General features: G+C 43.9%; 14 protein-coding genes. 9 read left to right on the forward strand and 5 right to left on the reverse strand.

What is annotated here, in order from left to right:
• Positions 1-53 precede the first annotated feature (53 nt).
• The 5 genes from V1L65_RS11305 to V1L65_RS11325 all read left to right on the forward strand — a co-directional run bounded on the left by V1L65_RS11305 (position 54) and on the right by V1L65_RS11325 (position 3,099).
• Complete coding sequence (locus V1L65_RS11305) at positions 54-1,085, forward strand: LacI family DNA-binding transcriptional regulator (RefSeq protein WP_331699253.1); 1,032 nt, start codon at positions 54-56, stop codon at positions 1,083-1,085.
• A gap of 279 nt (positions 1,086-1,364) precedes the next feature.
• Positions 1,365-1,940, forward strand: coding sequence for a xanthine phosphoribosyltransferase (locus V1L65_RS11310; protein WP_331699254.1), 576 nt, complete (start codon positions 1,365-1,367; stop codon positions 1,938-1,940).
• 92 nt (positions 1,941-2,032) lie between these two features.
• Entirely contained in the window at positions 2,033-2,359 is a 327-nt protein-coding gene (locus tag V1L65_RS11315; protein WP_331699255.1) for a hypothetical protein, read from the forward strand.
• A gap of 134 nt (positions 2,360-2,493) precedes the next feature.
• Positions 2,494-2,700 (forward strand): hypothetical protein, encoded by a 207-nt coding sequence (locus V1L65_RS11320; protein WP_331699256.1) that lies wholly within the window; start codon positions 2,494-2,496, stop codon positions 2,698-2,700.
• A gap of 63 nt (positions 2,701-2,763) precedes the next feature.
• Positions 2,764-3,099 (forward strand): TFIIB-type zinc ribbon-containing protein, encoded by a 336-nt coding sequence (locus V1L65_RS11325; RefSeq protein WP_331699257.1) that lies wholly within the window; start codon positions 2,764-2,766, stop codon positions 3,097-3,099.
• Between the two features lie 70 nt (positions 3,100-3,169).
• Here V1L65_RS11325 and V1L65_RS11330 read toward each other — a convergent pair whose 3' ends face one another.
• Positions 3,170-6,289 carry an ATP-binding protein gene (locus V1L65_RS11330; RefSeq protein ID WP_331699258.1) on the reverse strand — a complete coding sequence of 1,040 codons (3,120 nt, stop codon included), beginning with the start codon at positions 6,287-6,289 and terminating at the stop codon, positions 3,170-3,172.
• Between the two features lie 129 nt (positions 6,290-6,418).
• On the opposite strand from V1L65_RS11330, the gene V1L65_RS11335 reads away from it, so the two are divergent.
• Positions 6,419-7,234 carry a divergent polysaccharide deacetylase family protein gene (locus V1L65_RS11335; protein ID WP_442955689.1) on the forward strand — a complete coding sequence of 272 codons (816 nt, stop codon included), beginning with the start codon at positions 6,419-6,421 and terminating at the stop codon, positions 7,232-7,234.
• Here V1L65_RS11335 and V1L65_RS11340 read toward each other — a convergent pair.
• Positions 7,199-7,918: an N-acetylmuramoyl-L-alanine amidase gene (locus tag V1L65_RS11340; protein WP_331699259.1), complete on the reverse strand. Its 720-nt coding sequence runs from the start codon at positions 7,916-7,918 to the stop codon at positions 7,199-7,201. The two genes, V1L65_RS11335 and V1L65_RS11340, sit on opposite strands and share 36 nt — an antisense overlap.
• Positions 7,919-8,054: 136 nt before the next feature.
• Between V1L65_RS11340 and V1L65_RS11345 the strand changes: the two genes are divergently transcribed.
• Positions 8,055-8,264: a YqzE family protein gene (locus V1L65_RS11345; RefSeq protein WP_331699260.1), complete on the forward strand. Its 210-nt coding sequence runs from the start codon at positions 8,055-8,057 to the stop codon at positions 8,262-8,264.
• On the opposite strand, the gene V1L65_RS11350 is transcribed toward V1L65_RS11345, so the two are convergent.
• The 3 genes from V1L65_RS11350 to V1L65_RS11360 form a co-directional block, all read right to left on the reverse strand.
• Complete coding sequence (locus tag V1L65_RS11350) at positions 8,255-9,175, reverse strand: hypothetical protein (protein ID WP_331699261.1); 921 nt, start codon at positions 9,173-9,175, stop codon at positions 8,255-8,257. The genes V1L65_RS11345 and V1L65_RS11350 overlap by 10 nt on opposite strands.
• Positions 9,176-9,288: 113 nt before the next feature.
• Positions 9,289-10,260, reverse strand: a complete 972-nt coding sequence (locus V1L65_RS11355) for a YqhG family protein (protein WP_331699262.1) — start codon at positions 10,258-10,260, stop codon at positions 9,289-9,291.
• A 2-nt stretch (positions 10,261-10,262) separates the two neighbouring features.
• Positions 10,263-12,059, reverse strand: a complete 1,797-nt coding sequence (locus tag V1L65_RS11360) for a DEAD/DEAH box helicase (protein ID WP_331699263.1) — start codon at positions 12,057-12,059, stop codon at positions 10,263-10,265.
• Between the two features lie 229 nt (positions 12,060-12,288).
• On the opposite strand from V1L65_RS11360, the gene V1L65_RS11365 reads away from it, so the two are divergent.
• Complete coding sequence (locus V1L65_RS11365) at positions 12,289-16,029, forward strand: LAGLIDADG family homing endonuclease (protein ID WP_442955690.1); 3,741 nt, start codon at positions 12,289-12,291, stop codon at positions 16,027-16,029.
• Positions 16,030-16,380: 351 nt separating this feature from the next.
• Positions 16,381-17,058 carry a YdeI/OmpD-associated family protein gene (locus V1L65_RS11370; RefSeq protein ID WP_331699265.1) on the forward strand — a complete coding sequence of 226 codons (678 nt, stop codon included), beginning with the start codon at positions 16,381-16,383 and terminating at the stop codon, positions 17,056-17,058.
• The last annotated feature ends 54 nt before the right edge of the window (positions 17,059-17,112 follow it).

The following is a 17,112-nucleotide window of genomic DNA, read 5'->3' on the forward strand; positions in this document are numbered from 1 at the left end:
GCTTAAACTCTAATCTTAATAAGAAATTTGAAAAGTAAAGGAGGTATGAATAAATGACTAGTATTAAAGATATTGCGAAGTTTGCTCAAGTAGCACAAGGAACGGCGTCTATTGTGTTGAATGGAAAAGGCGATCAATATCGAATTTCATCAGCTACACAAAAGAGGATTTTGGACGCTGCCAAGGCTCTTGATTACAGGCCCAATATTTCTGCGAGGCGTCTTCGTTCAGGCGGAGAGACAGTTGCACCTATTATTGCGTTGTTCTGGACGATCGATACCCGTACCTCCTTGATCGGACGATTTCTGAAAAGTATTCAGAATTCAATCTTTTATTCGAGTGAAGAATGCGAGCTGTTGATTCAACCGTATGTCGGATCGGATCTAAGCAGTATGAAAAGCTTGATTACAGGTACGCGCTACAACGGTGCAATTATTGCCAATCCCACAGAAGAGGACGAGCAATACCTCGAGGAATCAAATCCAATGGTTCCCATTGTCTTGTATCAGCGAAGCTCGACCAAATATTCCTGCGTCAATGTCGATAACTCGTATACCGGAATGGAAGTTGCCCGTTTATTCGCTAACCGCGGTCATCAGGACGTTGGCATTATTATACCTGATGTTTCTTCAGCAGCAATTCGTTTGCGGAAAGAAGGTTTTCTGGCAGAGGCTAAGGAGCTTGGTTTAAAGGTGGCGGATGAGCATATCATTTATTCGGAGTTTAGCGAGAAGGGCGGGTATAATGCCGCTATGCAACTATTGGAGTCCTCTAAGAAACCGTCAGCCTTGTTTATATTGAGCGATCAGATATCTGTGGGCGTTATTAATGCTTTGAATGAGAAGAGCATTAACGTACCGGAGGAGATTGAGATTGTAGGGCATGATGACGACGACTTTTCACAATTTACTACTCCGCCGCTCACTACGATGCATTTGCCTGTCGAGGAAATGGCTACTGCCAGTGTAGAAATAATGCTCGATTTAATCAATCATCATAAAGATTCACCTATTGTACAGAACTTTGAAACTAAACTATTGGTGCGTAAATCATGCGGCGGTTTTATTAGCCGTGAAGACTTATGAAAAAAATATGGAGTAAATTTCAGATAACGATATTTAGGTTTTTCGTAAAGAGTGAATCTCCTCGGACCATGTCCAGAGGAGATTCTTTTGGTTGAAATGTGAATTTTGAAAAACATTAGCGCATGAAGCCATAGTTGCTCATTCATTTATATATTGATGTAAGAAAAAGCAGCCCTGACACATCGATGCGTTTTTTAGAGTAAAGTTTGTACTTTTAGTTGCGCATTCCGGCATACGTATGGTAAGTTATGAAAAAGGATTTTAGCGGGGGTTATAACAATGAACAAACTTAAGCAAAGAATTATGGAAGAAGCCTCTGTCATTTCGAATGATGTACTTGGAATGGATGCATTTTTGAACCATCAAGTAGATCCAGAGCTTACTCTGGAGATGGGTCAGCAGTTTGCATCATTGTTCGGCGAACAGAACATTACAAAGGTCATAACGATTGAATCCTCCGGTATTGCCGTTGCTTTTGCAACAGCAGTCGCGCTAGGCGTTCCATTAGTATTTGCCAGACGCAAAAAAACGCTGATGGGAGATACAGAAGTATATACTGAGCGTGTACCGTCGTTTACTAAAGGTATGGTAACCGATATTATGGTTTCCAAGCCGTTTTTAACAGAAGATGATAACGTGTTATTTATTGACGATATTATTGCTAATGGCGACGCCGCTAGAGGCTTGATCAAAATTATTGAGCGTTCAGGAGCAGAGCTTGTAGGAATTGGCATTGTTGTGGAAAAGTCATTTCAAGCCGGCGGGAAATCATTGCGCGAAAGCGGCATTCGTGTAGAATCGCTCGTTAAAATCGCTTCCCTGCATGATGGTGTAATCAGCTTTGAACAAGATTAATCTTAGTTAAAACTTAGCAACCAATCAAATCCTCTTTCCACGTTTACAAATATAACTTATAATAAACATGAGAAATGAAGGGGGGCACAACTATGGGAACAATGTCTGCTGAATTTATGGACGAAAAGCTTATTGCTGCAAAAATTCATTTTGAGCGCGCTCTCGATTGCAAGCATACAGAATTTGACGATTTGTATCCTTATATGATTGAGCATCCGCAATTTTTTTGGTATAAGCGTTACGTAGCCTGGTCCGAGCTTTTAACGATTGTGAAGCTGTGTGATGAGCTTGGAATAGAGTGGCAGAATCATTTTACCATCAAGCAAAGCGCATATATATGCAACAGAGTCATGTCTTCAAGAGTGCTGGATGAATGGTATGAGACAGAAACAAACGATTCTAAAGAACATGTCGGCTAATTATAATTGTATTTTTTGAAACCAGCCTCAATGATTTGCGTATGCATTCATTGAGGTGTTTTTGTAAATACAACAATGTATAGCTGTTTATAGAAGCTGTCGATTAATTATTCTTTTGGAAGGAGGCTGACAACGTGATTACGGATGAACAACTAGATGTGTTTCGCCAAAACGGTAATTCGGTGCGCGCGATTCGCGATGAAATGGAAGTCAATGATGTTATTGGAATCGTAGTAGCTTGGGATGACAGCCATGTTGTCCTGCGCCGACCCAATCGCCGAGTCGTTAAGCTGAACAGAAGCTACCGCTATATTGACGCCTCTCAGGACCGAAGCATTTGAGTACTGTGCAAAACATTACATGAACGCACAACCCAATAACAAATAATGTGAGGAGCATATGCCATGAAATGTCCAATCTGTGATGATGTCAGAATGCGAGAAGTTGTTAAAGACGGAGTTGCGATCGATGTGTGTCCAGACTGCAAGGGAGTATGGCTTGATCGCGGAGAGCTGGAGAAGCTGATGCAGGGCGTTAAAGAGGTGCAAAGAGATTATGACCGTATGGAGCAGCAGTCTGCCAACTATATGGAGCCGCCTGTACAGCATGATCAAACTTATTATCAGCAAAAAGAGTATCGAGAGGATTACCGCAAAGGAAAATACGCAACTGACAAATATGGCCGACCTTATAAAAAGAAGAAAAATATGCTTGATGTTTTGGGCGACTTATTTGATTGATCGCTTGCATATGGTTGTTAAAATAGCAATCCCCTATGCTTCGGAATACCGGAGCATAGGGGATTGTTTGCTATGGCGTTGAATGAGGGATAAAGAAGGAAACCGAGGTGCCTTCATTAATTTTGCTCTGGATAGTTAGTCCCGCACCGTACCTTTTCACTAATCTGCGATTTGTATTGAATAGTCCAATCCCGCCCTTGCCGATCATGGCAGGGTCAAGCAAGCGGTTTATTTTATCGGGCTCCATACCGGCGCCATTGTCGCTTATTTTAAACATGGTGCCGCTTGAAGCGGGCGTAATAGCGATATGAATCGTTCCGCCCTTAAGACTGCTCAGTAAACCGTGCCGTACAGCATTTTCTACAATTGGTTGAATTGTAAGCGGAGGAATCATCAGCTCTACATTGGAATTGACGGCCCATTTAACCTGTATGCGATTATTAAAGCGTTCCTTCTCGATGTACAAGTACGCACGGACCAGCTTCAGCTCACGGGCTAAAGATACAACCTCGCCCGCATTTAAAAAATCAAAGCTGATTCTTAGATAAGAGGTAAATGCGTCGCATAACTGGTGCATTTTTTCTGTATTAATCGTGCTCAGTGCCATAATCGAATTTAACGTATTGAATAGAAAATGAGGATGAATTTGGGCTTGCAGATAAGCAGCTTCCATTCTCAGCTTTTCATCGACAGATTGCTTTAAGGTTGTCAGCGACCATACCCGATATTTGAGCTCAATCGCATCAACCGGTTTTGTAATATAATCATTAGCCCCAGCAACGAAGCCTGCATAAATATCTTCAGGTTTGTTTCTAGCAGTCAGCAGCAATATCGGCAGCTCTGCAATCGTAATTTGTTCTCTTATTTTACGAGTCAGCTCGTAGCCGGACATATAAGGCATCATAACGTCCAATATAATTAAATCCCACTGGCCGACTACGATCAGCTTTAATGCTTCCTGAGCAGAGCTGGCTGAAGTAACGTTATAATTTTCAGTGCCAAGCAAATCAACAAGCACTTTTAAATTAATAGGATCGTCATCCACAATTAAAATATTAATATGACCGTGCGCAACCGAAGGCAATGCAGTTTCTGGTGCGATCCAGGTGTCGACTGAGCCGTGCAGAGCAGACTTGGTTTGCTCCAGCCAATCCGGAGCGATGCTGCCACTGCTTGCTGCCATTGATTTAATATCAGAAACATACTGTGCTTGCGGCAAGGAGAAGCTGAAGGTCGAACCAGTGCCGGGCTTGGTTTTTACAAGAATACGGCTGTCATGAAGCTCAATAAGCTGCTTGCAAATGCTTAGGCCAAGGCCGATGCCGCCGCCTTTGCTAACCTCAGTAACGCCTTGCTCGTAAGGTGAAAATATTCGTTCGACCGTAGCTTCATCCATGCCGGGCCCTGTATCCGATACAGAGACAACCACCTCTTTATTTGTTACCTCTGCATATACTGTAATGGTTCCTTGCTCCGTATATTTTATCGCATTGTGAATGAGGTTATAGAGCACCTGAACGATACGTTTTTCATCCGCATAAACAGTCGGAAGCACAGTGGAAATATCCATTTTGATTTGCAACTGCTTGCCTGTCGTCAAAAAATGCAGCATATGGATAACACCGGGCACTACTGCTTGCAGCTGTACTTCTTCTTTTTGCAGTCGCAAACGATTTTCCTGCAGTTGATTCATATCAATTAAATCATCAACCAAATAAGACATTCTGCGGCCGATTTTTACTAACAGCTCCATATCCTTATAGCTGGTCGCGCTAATCATGTGCTTTTCTTTTGTTAATAAGGTATGTGCAATATTAATCATGCCATGGAGCGGAGTCCGCAGCTCATGTGAAGTGTTTGCAAGAAATTGGTCCTTCAGCTTGTCTGATTTTTTCAGTTTATCATTCAGTAGCGCGTTTTCACTGCTATTGCGCAAATATTGCTTGAACCAATAAGCTGAAAAGCCGATAATGGCAAATATGATTTCAAACGGATAATACACCCATATAGTACTCTTTAAAAAAATTCCCCATAAAATACTTGATAATACACTGCAGGCAGCAAGCAGTAAAAACATGGCCCCATGACGATTGTTTTTTGCGAAATTGCTGAATAAGTAAGCCACAGCCGGTAATGGCGCACAATATAAAACAGAAAAGATATATTTATAGTTGGTAAGTATCATGTTTGACGGGAAAATGATTGAAACTAAACTATAGAGTACACATAAAACGAAATATAATCTAAATAATAAAGAGCGTTTCGTATGGTTGGTTAATGTTCGTGCCAATAGTAGCAATACGAAGGAAACCCATAAGTAAGATAGAATGCGGATAATCAAAGTCCAAGTAAAGTTAATCGGTAGCCAAATGGCAAGCAGCTGGTCATGATCGGAGATGACGGTAAGACTGGCGAGCAAGGTTAAAAGTAAAAAATATAAAATATCTTTTCGAAAGGATTTGAAAAGAATGAGAATTGACGCATAGAATGCATGCAGAATTAAAATGATGAACGTAGCCAGCTGGAAGCCGATCGAATATAAGCGCTCATAATCCATTGCCGCCTGCAGCCCGAAACGAATAGACTTGACGATGCCACCCGTCTTTGAATTTTCATAATTGCTAACTTGAATAAAAATGTTTAACTCTTTTTGTTCGTTTTTGTAATAGGGCGCCGTATATGAGATGACTTTTGGTGAATAGTCTTTTTCATTTGCAGCAACTGCTCCTGTTGAAGCTACAAGTTCGCCATTTATATAAATAGCGGAAGCGTTGTTAATGCGCTGTACCCATAAAACGTAATAATCGTTATAAAAATCGTCAACTAATATTTTTAGCTGATAGGTTCCATAGCCTTTGCTGCTTTGTGACTGATCAGATAAATAGTCCTTCCAATTATGAGGAACAGGAATCGTAGTAGATTGGCTGCGGTCAGCCTCTTCTATAGTAGAGATTAAAGTATTAGGATGAAAAATCCAATCTCCATCTAAATTGAACGTTTTCTTTGTGTCAAACGAGGTGCCGCGCAAATCTAAGATACCTGCTTTAATTTGAGGGTGCTCACCTTCTGAAATGGCAGAAAGCCAGATCATGCGCAGCCCCAGCAAAAATGCAAGCGTAATGAGTAAAAACAGCATATTTTTAAAAGAGGCCGATGAAGTAAATGATGCTGATGCGTTATTAGTTTTCATTCTCATAATAGTAAATAACATTCGACAACTGTCTACATAATCCTTTTGAACTATTGGAGCATAATTTACATCTTAATAACAAACAATGAAACAGTATTTCATTTAGTCATAATAAGGATGTGAAAAATAATGTTTCGAACAGTTCAAGCAATTGCTATTTCGTTAATTATTGCGATGTTAATCAGCAGTCCAAGCCTGTCAGCAGGAGCTGAAACCGAAGTAGAAGGTCAAACACAGAAAATGATTGCAATCGTTATTGATGATTTCGGCAATCATATGAATGGAACGCCAGAAATGCTTAATATGCCGGTGTATTTTACAGCTGCAATAATGCCGTTTATGCCCAGCACAAAGGCGGATGCTGAGGAAGCCCACCGCCGTGGGCATGATGTCATTGTGCATTTGCCCTTGGAGCCGATGAGAGGCAAGAAGGAGTGGCTTGGTCCAGGCGCGATAACAGTGGATATGAGCGATGAGGAAATTCGAGCTCGAGTATTAAAAGCTATAGCTGACGTGCCTCATGCAGTGGGCATGAACAATCATATGGGTTCGAAAGCAACAGCTGATGAGCGTGTCATGACAGTTATTTTAACCGTATGCAAAGAACAAGGGCTCTTTTTTCTGGACAGCCGAACGACTCATAAAACAGTTGTTCCCAAAATTGCGCAGGAGCTTGGCGTGAAGTACTTGAGCAACCAAGTGTTTTTAGACGATGTATATAGTGAAGCGCATGTGGCAAAACAGGTAGCCGTGGTTAAGAAGCTGCTTGAAAATCATGACAGTGTAATTACAATAGGCCATGTTGGGCCTCCAGGCAAGCATACTGCTGCCGTTCTAAAGAGAAGTATCCCAACGATGACCCCTACGACCCGATTTGTCAAGCTTACCGACATACTTGCTCCAACCGAGCTAATGAACCGTCCAATGAAATTGCCCAATCCCTGATGCAATCGCTTCGGCAATTTTTTCCTGGCCTTTCGTATCGGTTAGCATCTGTCTGTCATTACTGTTGCTAATAAATCCCATTTCGACAATAACAGCAGGTATTTTTACCCGCTTAAGCAAATAAAACGGCTTTCCTTCTTTAGGAAGAAAGGCTGTTTTTTGTTGTTTGTTCAGCTCGTTTTGAATAAAATGAGCAAGCATAACACTTTCACCAGTATTCTGATGCAAAACAATTGGCCCGTGGCTTGCATTGTTAGGCGAAGCATTCACATGCAGACTGATCAGAAGGCTGCTGTCGATTTCTTCTGTGAGCTGTCTCCTTTGCGATAAATCCTTGCCATGCCTGCTGCGTCCAGTTGACCAGCGGTTATCCTCGCTAAGGGCGTAATCGCTCGTGCGATTCATGACCACTGTAATGCCTTGCTTGCTAAGCAAGGCGTATAGCTTTTTCGCAACGGCCAGATTAATATCCTTCTCCAGCACATCGCCATAAGAAGCACCGCCATCGATGCCGCCATGTCCTACATCAAGAATGACAGTCGTATAAGGAACGGCCCATTGTGTATGCGGCGAAGCAGTATATTCCATTTTGTTTGCTTGACTCACATTTTGAGGCCGGGGGTGTGCTTGCGGATTCAATAGAAGCAGGCATATCGTTGCAGCAATACAAAACCATTTTAGCATTTTAATATCCTCCATTAGCTTTTGCAGTAGTTCCGTTACAAATAGAGTTCCTTTTGGGCCGGGAAATGATTCATGATTATGTTTAGTTTGAAGAGGGAAAGCTTAATGTAACGACGTTGAAGCAGGAGGTGGAAGCATGGCAAAAGGAAATGATTTGGTTAAATATGTAACTGAACAAATTGTTCATTATGTGGATCAGCCGATTGAGCAAAGAAGGGAAGCAAAAAAAATAGCCAAAGCTTCAAGAGAGCCATGGCTAGTGCGTTGGTTTGGAGCAGGTGGCTTAAGCATTATACTGTGGAACAAAAAACGGCAGGATCGCCGTCAAAATAAAGCTCAGCGGTAAAAGTGCCCGTATGCCATAAGATCAGGAAGGGGAACATACCGCACCGCTGTTTGATGCTCTGGAACAGAAAGCGCAACATAAAGCTGCTCATCCCATTGATGATATCCGGTTACGGACGATGCAAACAGCACTTTCCCGTTGTACTGCTCCGTGACATAGCGGAGCTGTTCGTCTTTTTGAATGGTTTTGATGATTTGCGCTTTCAGTTTGTCTATATCTTTTAGTGAATAGTTTTGATTTAAAGAAGCTTTTGTTAGCCATGGCATGCTGGCATAGCTGTCAAAGGGCTCGACATGGGCAAACGAAGCAAGCCTGGAAAGGCCGGCTGTTGCAATTTTATTATTTGTCAGAGCCTGCAGCTCAGCTTGCTTGGCTTTTAATGAGCTGCTTTGCGCTTCCGCTTTAAACTGATCAATTGTGACAGGCAATTGCTCACTGCTGAAAAGCTCATAGAGTCCTTCTGCCGCATTGTTCGATGCATATACAGCAAGGAAGGGATGGATATAATAAAAGGCTGCAGCTTCATTATTTTCATTAGAATAAGTGCCTGGCAGCAGCGAGGTCTGCTGCTCAAAGGAATCAAGCAAAGAAATATAAGGGTCCAATCCGTATTCGCCAAGCGTGTAGCCGCCGTTTTCTACAGCGTGAATAATAAAATAGCCTACGCGCTCTTCTTGCTGGGAAAGTATGACCATCCAGCTGTGAGTGCCTGGACCAAGCGGATAAACAGAAAGTTTAGCGCCGCGCCAAGTGGCAAAGGATGGATCCGCGGCAAGCTGTTTGCACCATTGCTCAGCAAGCTCCGTTAATTGCTGCTCGGCAGGCGCTTCCGCATTCATATGCTTCGCGCCGGCAAATAAAGTAAGTGTTAGCACGAACAGGACTGCTAATTTTTTTGTTCTAGCATTCATAATCTGATCACCTCCATGCTAGTTTATCGGACAAGCTTTAAAAAGGCTGTTGCAATGTGTCGCGAATAGCGATGCAAGCAACAGCTTTTTTTGGCGATTGAATGGGGGAAACGTCAATCGATGCCTTCAAGATGAAAAATGCCGCAGTTAATAGCGGATGCTATCACTCTAGGCTCATACTGCTGGCGAATTTCAGACTTGCGCTGCTCGAATTGCTCAGAAATTCCGGTTTTGTTCTCCTCAAGCGCATGCTCCAGTAATTTATTATAGTAGCTGCTTACTCTATCAAGTTCTTCTTCCAGCCGCAAGGAAGCTTGTTCTGCCCATCCATAATCCATTTGCTTCAGCTTTCTTTCGAGCGTTTGCTCAATAATTTGCAGTGCGCGAATTGCTGTGACGCCATTTTTGGCAATATGAATATTGGATGGCAGCTGGGGGGAGAGTCGGCATTTAAGCAGCTTGTCATGAAAACCTTCAACGCAATGCCCTGTAATGAGAGATACGCCGAAGCTGTAAATTTCTTCTTTTTTCTGATCGCAAATGTACTCCACCTTTAAATTAACGCCAAGCCACGCTGTGTATGCCGCTGACTCAAATGGATTCGCGTTTCTGCGGTTAGGCTGCTCAAATAGGCAAACATAGCTTCCGCTCTCCTTGGCAGCATCAAATATTTGCTCCAGCTTGCGCGCGCCAAAGTATAAATTTTCACGCGGGTAGCGCTTGCCTTCCTGCAAGCTAGCAGGCACAAAGCCAAGCGAGCGGACCAAATGTGCATCGCTTCCGCTCATCTCAGCTGTTTCACTTGCAAATTCGCTATCCGCTTGCTGAATATTGGCGGAAACTTCTTGCTGGTCATACTGCTTGCTGTTTGTTACGAACAGGAAGGACATCGTTTCCGGCTCAACGCCTACGCGATCAACGAAGCCCCAATAATAGGGACGGTTCGTTAAAGCGCGGTCGGCATCCGGTGAAAGCTTTACGATAAAATGATCGGGAGCTTTTTCCAAAATTGTGCAATTGGTTGCATCAAGATACCGCTGTACATATTGATGAATTTCACGTTCATTCACGGGGGTTATGTTCACCTCTACTCTGTGGTTGATTGCCAGCTAGTCAAATCAAGCGGTGCACCTGCGTCGTTTTCTTTACAAACCTCATCTCTAACTTGATGCAGCGAGCTGCCCAGCTTATTAAATTGCTCGATGAAATCCTCATTGCTTTTTGATTCAAGCAGCGCTTTGGCCAGCTGCTGCTCGATTGCTTCTCCCTTGTCGAAGCGTTCCAAAATGTGATCCAACTCACCGATCACGAGCTCAAATAAATTAATCTTTTCGTGCAGAAGGCTGACAATATACTCTTCAATTGTACCGAGCGTGCATAGATTGTATATTTTTACATCTTCCGTCTGGCCTAGCCGGTGAACACGGCCGATCCGCTGCTCTACGCGCATCGGGTTCCAGGGCAGATCGAAGTTGATCATATGGTGGCAAAATTGCAGATTGATGCCTTCGCCGCCAGCTTCCGTTGCAATAAGCACTTGCGCCCGGCCACGGAATAAATCCATCATCCAATCCTTTTTGCCGCGATTCATGCCACCCCGGTAAGGTACGGCGATCATATTGTGCTCGCGGAAAAATTGCAGCAAATATTCTTGGGTAGCGCGGTATTCCGTGAAAATAATAACCTTCTCATTCATATCCTTAATAAGCTCCAGCGCTTTTTCAGCCTTCGTGTTAGCTTTAATGCCCCGAATTTTTTCTACCAGCTCCCATATTTTGGGACGCAGGGGCGACTGCTCCTCTGTTTTTTTGAACATATTGACCAGCGTTAAAAAAACAGCATCGCGGCTGCTGCATACTTCGCGCTGCAGAGTGACCAGTGAGAGCATATTGGCTAGTAAACCTTCACTCTCCTCATAGCGCTCCTTTACGAAGCTTGTTACCGCATCGTAAAGCTGCTTTTCCTCTTCGGACAGCTGCAAAGGTATGTTTTTTACAATTCTACGGGTGAAGCTGATGCCGCCATCGCCGCGCCGGTTGCGGATCATAACGGAAGAAAGCGCCTCCTGCAGCTGGTCTTCATTTTTGGGCAGGCGCTTGTCGACGACATAGTTGGCAGAAAACTCGCTTTGGCCGCCAAGCTGACCGGGCTTTAACAAATTAATCAAGTTGTAAAGCTCATCAAGATCGTTTTGAATAGGCGTCGCTGTAAGCAGCAAGCAATATTTTTTGCGCAGCTGTACCGCAAACTGGTAATTGGTCGTTTTTTTATTTTTAAGCTTATGCGCTTCGTCGATAATGATCATATCGTAATCCGTTTCCAGAATTGTATCCTTGTGCGGCTCACGCTTGGCGGTGTCAATGGAAGCAACGACAATATCATAGCCCCATGTGTGCGCTCTTTTTTGCGCTACTGCAGCAATGCCGAATTTTTGATTCAGTTCACGCACCCATTGCAGCACTAGCGAGGCCGGGACAAGAATAAGCGCACGCTTTACAAGGCCTTTTATCAAATATTCTTTTAGAATAAGACCGGCCTCTATTGTTTTTCCGAGCCCAACTTCATCTGCAAGAATAGCTCGTCCTCCCATGGAATGGAGCACCTTCTGCGCTGTGCTGATCTGGTGTGGCAGCGGCTCCAAGTCAGGCAGGCTGCCCAGACATCTTAGCTGCTCGAAGCTATTAATTGCTTTTGCCTGCTCAGCCTCCATGGCAAGCTGATATAACGTCCAGTTATCCCATGAGCCGTTACGGCTAAGCCGCTCCTGCAGTTCATGAAACCAGGTGCGATCATGCTGAAGCTGTACAAGCGGATGCAGCTTGCGCAGTGCAATATGTGATTCAACTGCTGCGTCGGCAGCTTGTGCTGGTGTCGATTGGAACATTTTAGACGGCTCCTTTTTACGTTTTCTAACTATGTAACTAATAGTATGACCAAAGAGAGAGAAAACTAGTAATGCTTTGTATATAGGAGAGAATAAAATTAACAATAAGGATAGTCGACATAAACAAAAATTAATATTACGAAGTGATTTTTTACATATAATTTCTATATATAGTGTGTTAAAATGATTTATATACAATATATTGTATCCTAGATTGGAGACGATACATGTGACAAAGCTGGAAGGATTAAGCGAAAAAATATTTTTAGACCGTTATGCGAAAAAAAATGCAGACTCAAAGCAGGTTCGAATTGGCGATGTCGTGCTCGTTATGGTCAAGGATGATCCTAAATTTCCAACGAAGGAAGTAGGTAAAGTAATTGAAAGAAACAGAAGTGAGGTTACTGTAGAGCTGCGCAGCGGCGAGATCGTCCATGCTCCGGTTGAGCAGCTGACGCTTACGGTTGAGCATACTCCCGAAGAGATGTGGGACAGGCTTGCAGCAGCAATGGCATCCGTTGAAAGTGAGTCTGAAAAAGAACTGTGGCAAGAGCGGTTTCGCCATGTACTGACAGATTGGAAGCTGGTTCCGGGCGGCAGAATTGCCGCAGGTGCAGGTGCGAGCGATGAGCTTACCTTATTCAATTGTTATGTTATTCCTTCTCCAAAGGACAGCCGCGGCGGCATTATGACGACGCTAACCGAAATGACAGAAATTATGGCTCGGGGCGGCGGTGTAGGTATAAATCTGTCTTCCTTGCGTCCGCGCAAGGCAATCGTTGCAGGCGTTAACGGCACGTCAAGCGGCTCTGTGTCTTGGGGCGGCTTGTTCAGCCATACCACGGGATTGATTGAGCAGGGCGGAAGCAGGAGGGGAGCTTTAATGATTATGCTCAATGACTGGCATCCGGATATAATGGAGTTTATTACTGTGAAGCAGACGATGGGATTAGTAACGAATGCTAATCTGTCGGTATGCGTCAGTGATGCATTTATGGAAGCCGTTAAAGCTGACGCCATGTGGGAGCTTGTCTTCCCCGATACGAAGGAGCAAGATTACGACGAACTATGGGACGGAGATATAGCGAAGTGGAGAGAGATTGGCAAAAAAGTCGTTACTTATAAGACGGTCAGAGCGCGGGAAATATGGCGGTTAATTATAGAGTCAGCCTGGAAATCTGCTGAGCCTGGCGTCGTTTTTATGGAACGCTATAATAAAATGTCCAACAGCTGGTACTTCAATTCGATCATTAGTACGAATCCTTGCTTTCATCCTGATACCCGGATAGCTACTGAATTTGGGCTGATTAAAATTTCAGAGTTATATAAAAAAGTTGGAGCAAAGTCCTTTACAATGATCACGGATGAACGAGTCATTCAAGCGGCCAAAGTAGTTGGTGGACGTCAATATGAGACAACAGGAACGTGTATACGCACAGGCACCGTTTTTCCTAGCGGTTATAAGCCTACGTTGAAGCTTGTATTCGCAAATGGCCTGGAGCTTAAAGTTACACCTGAGCATCGTATTTATACGGATTCCGGTTGGAAAGAAGCCCAGCAACTGAATGAAAATGATCGCATTTATGTTCAATCAGGCAGCGGGATTTTTCCTGAAAAAGATCATCTTGGCAAACAGTGGGGAATGTTTTTGGGTTGGCTGGTTGGCGATGGCTGGATTGCTAAGCGTGGAGATATCGGGATGGTTTTCGGAAAGGAGGATTCTGAAGTAATCCCTTATATGATCGAAGCGGGCAAGCTTTTTAGTGGCGCAGAAGCAAAAATCCATAAGCGTGATAATGGAACCTCGCAGCTATTTTGGTGGCGCAAGGCATTTCGAGATAAATTATTGGATCTCGGGATAAAAGCAGTACCGGCTGCGGAGAAGGAAGTACCTGAATGTATTTTTACGGCAGCTAAGGAGACTGTAGCAGCTTTCGTGCAAGCTTTGTTTAGCGCAGATGGCACAGTGTACGAAAATGATGAAATGCATCGCACAGTCCGGCTCACATCCTCATCCAAGAAGCTGCTTCTTGATGTACAGCTGCTACTGTTCAATTTCGGTATACATGGCCATATTTATAGTCGTCCCAAAAGAAATCAGGCACCTTTTAAATATGAAACGATAAGCGGCGAGAAGCGTGAATATAGCAGTAATATGTTCTTTGAATTAGTCTTAAGTGGAAATAACATCGTTGCATTCAAAGAGCAAATCGGATTTAAATTTATTTCAAGAAAACAAGCCGCTTTAGAAAGGATTTCGCGCAAATCTAGAAAAACTGAAAAGTTTTTCTCTAAATTAGTCAGCATTACAAAAGCGGAAGAAATCGAGGTTTATGATATCAATGAACCGATAACAAATTCATTAATTGCTAACGGCATAGTCGTTCATAACTGTGGAGAACAAGGGCTGCCTGCTTGGGGCGTCTGCAACTTGTCAGCGGTCAATCTATCACAATTTTATGATGCCGAGCGTCATGATGTCGCTTGGGAGAAGCTGGGCGAGACAACACGCTTGGCGGTTCGTTTTCTCGATAACGTCATCGACAAGACACCGTATCATTTTGAAGAAAATGAACAAAATCAAAAGTTGGAGAGACGCATTGGCCTTGGCACGATGGGTCTTGCAGAGCTGATGATCAAGCTTGGCATTCGGTATGGCAGCGCGGATTCCCTCGAATTTTTGGATCATTTATATGGCTTTATGGCAAAGGAAGCTTACATGGCTTCTGCGGACATTGCTGCTGAGAAGGGTTCCTTCCGGGCCTTTGATGCGGAGCGCTACTTGCAAAGCGGCTTTATGAAGCAGCTTGTAGAAGCATTTCCGGAAGTTGGAGAGGCAATACGCGAAAAAGGCATGCGCAACGTAACGGTTATTACGCAAGCGCCGACAGGCAGTACCGGAACGATGGTAGGCACATCTACCGGCATTGAGCCGTATTTCGCTTTTGAATATTTCCGCCAAAGCCGTCTCGGCTTCGATAAGCAGTATGTTCCGATCGCGCAGCAGTGGAAGAATGACCATCCTGATGAGGAGTTTCCTGAATATTTTGTAACAGCAATGACGCTTTCAGCAGAGGATCATATTAGGGTGCAGGCAGCTATTCAGCGCTGGGTAGACAGCTCTATCTCCAAAACTGCTAACGCTCCGAACGATTTCACAATTGAGGATACGGAGCAATTATATGAACTGGCTTATGAGCTTGGCTGCAAAGGCGTAACCATCTATCGGGATGGAAGCAGGGATATTCAGGTTCTTTCTACGGAAACCAAGGATGTGGATCAGGAAGAGAAGACAAGCAATGAGGCTGAAGCTTATACGGTTCAAGACTCTGAGGACCAATCGGATGTTCTGCCAATATCAGACACTCAACCATTGATTCAAGCAGAAGGCGAAGACTTGATTCCAAGTACTTCTATAGGCACTCCTGACAAACGATACAAATCGCGCCCGCAAATATTGACAGGCGCCACCTACAAAATGCAAACATCGTTCGGGAAGGCATATATTACAATCAATGATATTAACGGCACTCCCGGAGAAATCTTCCTTAATGTAGGCAAAGCTGGCTCAGACGTATTTGCGATGGCAGAAGCACTTGGCAGAGTATGCTCGTTATTTCTTCGTTACGGTGATCATGGCGATAAAGTAAAGCTGCTCGTCAAGCATTTGAAAGGGATTGGGGGCTCCGAAGCGAGTGGCTTTGGCGCAAACAGAGTAGAATCAATTGCGGATGCAGTTGCCAAAGCACTGGAGCTGCATGTGCATACTAGATGCTCTGAAATCCAACAGCAACACGTGGAGCAGTCTGAGCAGCAGGCTTATGATGAGCTGTCAGCAACAGCAAGCGGTGCAAATCATTCCAATTTGTCTAAGGGACATAAAGATTTGTGTCCGTCCTGCGGTACCGCGTCATTAATTAATATAGAAGGCTGCAAGCAGTGCAGCATTTGCGGATATAGCAGGTGCTGACGGTGCAATTCGGAACAGGGCTTCGCCGTTCGGATATGCTATAATGTTACCTATGAGGGTGTCGATTAATTGTGGGCAACGATTGATAAGCAAAAAGAAAGGGGAACGAAGAGCAAGATTGGGAATGGAGAAGCGGCAGCGTCCGCCTTTGTAGGCTAATTTTATCCTTTACAGGAGTTATTCCATCAAAAAAATTGGACTACAACAGCGGTCGGAATCCCAAACTTGATCGTAGTAACCTACCTTTCGTTTGCTTGTTGCCCTATCCACAATTAATCGACACTCTCCCTATATTCGTTATGAATGATGCCCCTCGCGGGCAAGATCATCGGTTCAGGAGCTGACAATGGCATGGAGAAAACAATTGTACAGAAGCTTAACTTGCATAAATTTAACGATATTGCAATATTAAACCAGCCGGAAGGCTCTCATTTTTTCGACGAGTTGGAAAAAGCGGACACAAGTCTTGCAGCGGCCGGATATGACACTATTTTTGCCTTTGTGCTTGATCTGAATGCGATGAAGAAGCTTACTTTTGATGTAATCGAGCGAGGCTTGCTGAATAAGAACGGCTATCTTTTTATGGCTTATCCGAAAAAGGGCAATAAAAAGTATTCCACTTACGTGCACCGTGATGAGATCATGCCGGCCATAGGGTGCGATGAAGAAGGCTATATCGGGACAAGCACTGTCAAGTTTGCGCGAATGGTTGGGATGGATGACGTATTTACTGTGGTGGGTCTTAAAGAGGATGCCAAAAGTAAAGGGAAATCGAGCACATCCACAAAAGCGAGCCAGCGGGTAGACGACTATATTGAGCTGATTGCCGATGTGGAAAACGATTTGAAGGATGAGCCGGAGCTGCTTGCTTTTTATGAGAAGCTGACGCCGGGCTACCGCAAAGATTGGGCAAGGTATATTTATAGCGCGAAGCAGGAAGAAACGCGTGAAAATCGGCGAGTCGAGATGAAGCAGATTTTGCAAGCTGGTTACAAGAGCAAGGAGCTGTATCGGAAGGATCATCCATAGCATCCATAGGTTTCAAATTGAAAAACTGAAAAGGCTGTCCTATTGGTAGCATAT

Source organism: Paenibacillus sp. IITD108 (genome assembly GCF_036541265.1).
Taxonomy (GTDB): domain Bacteria; phylum Bacillota; class Bacilli; order Paenibacillales; family Paenibacillaceae; genus Pristimantibacillus.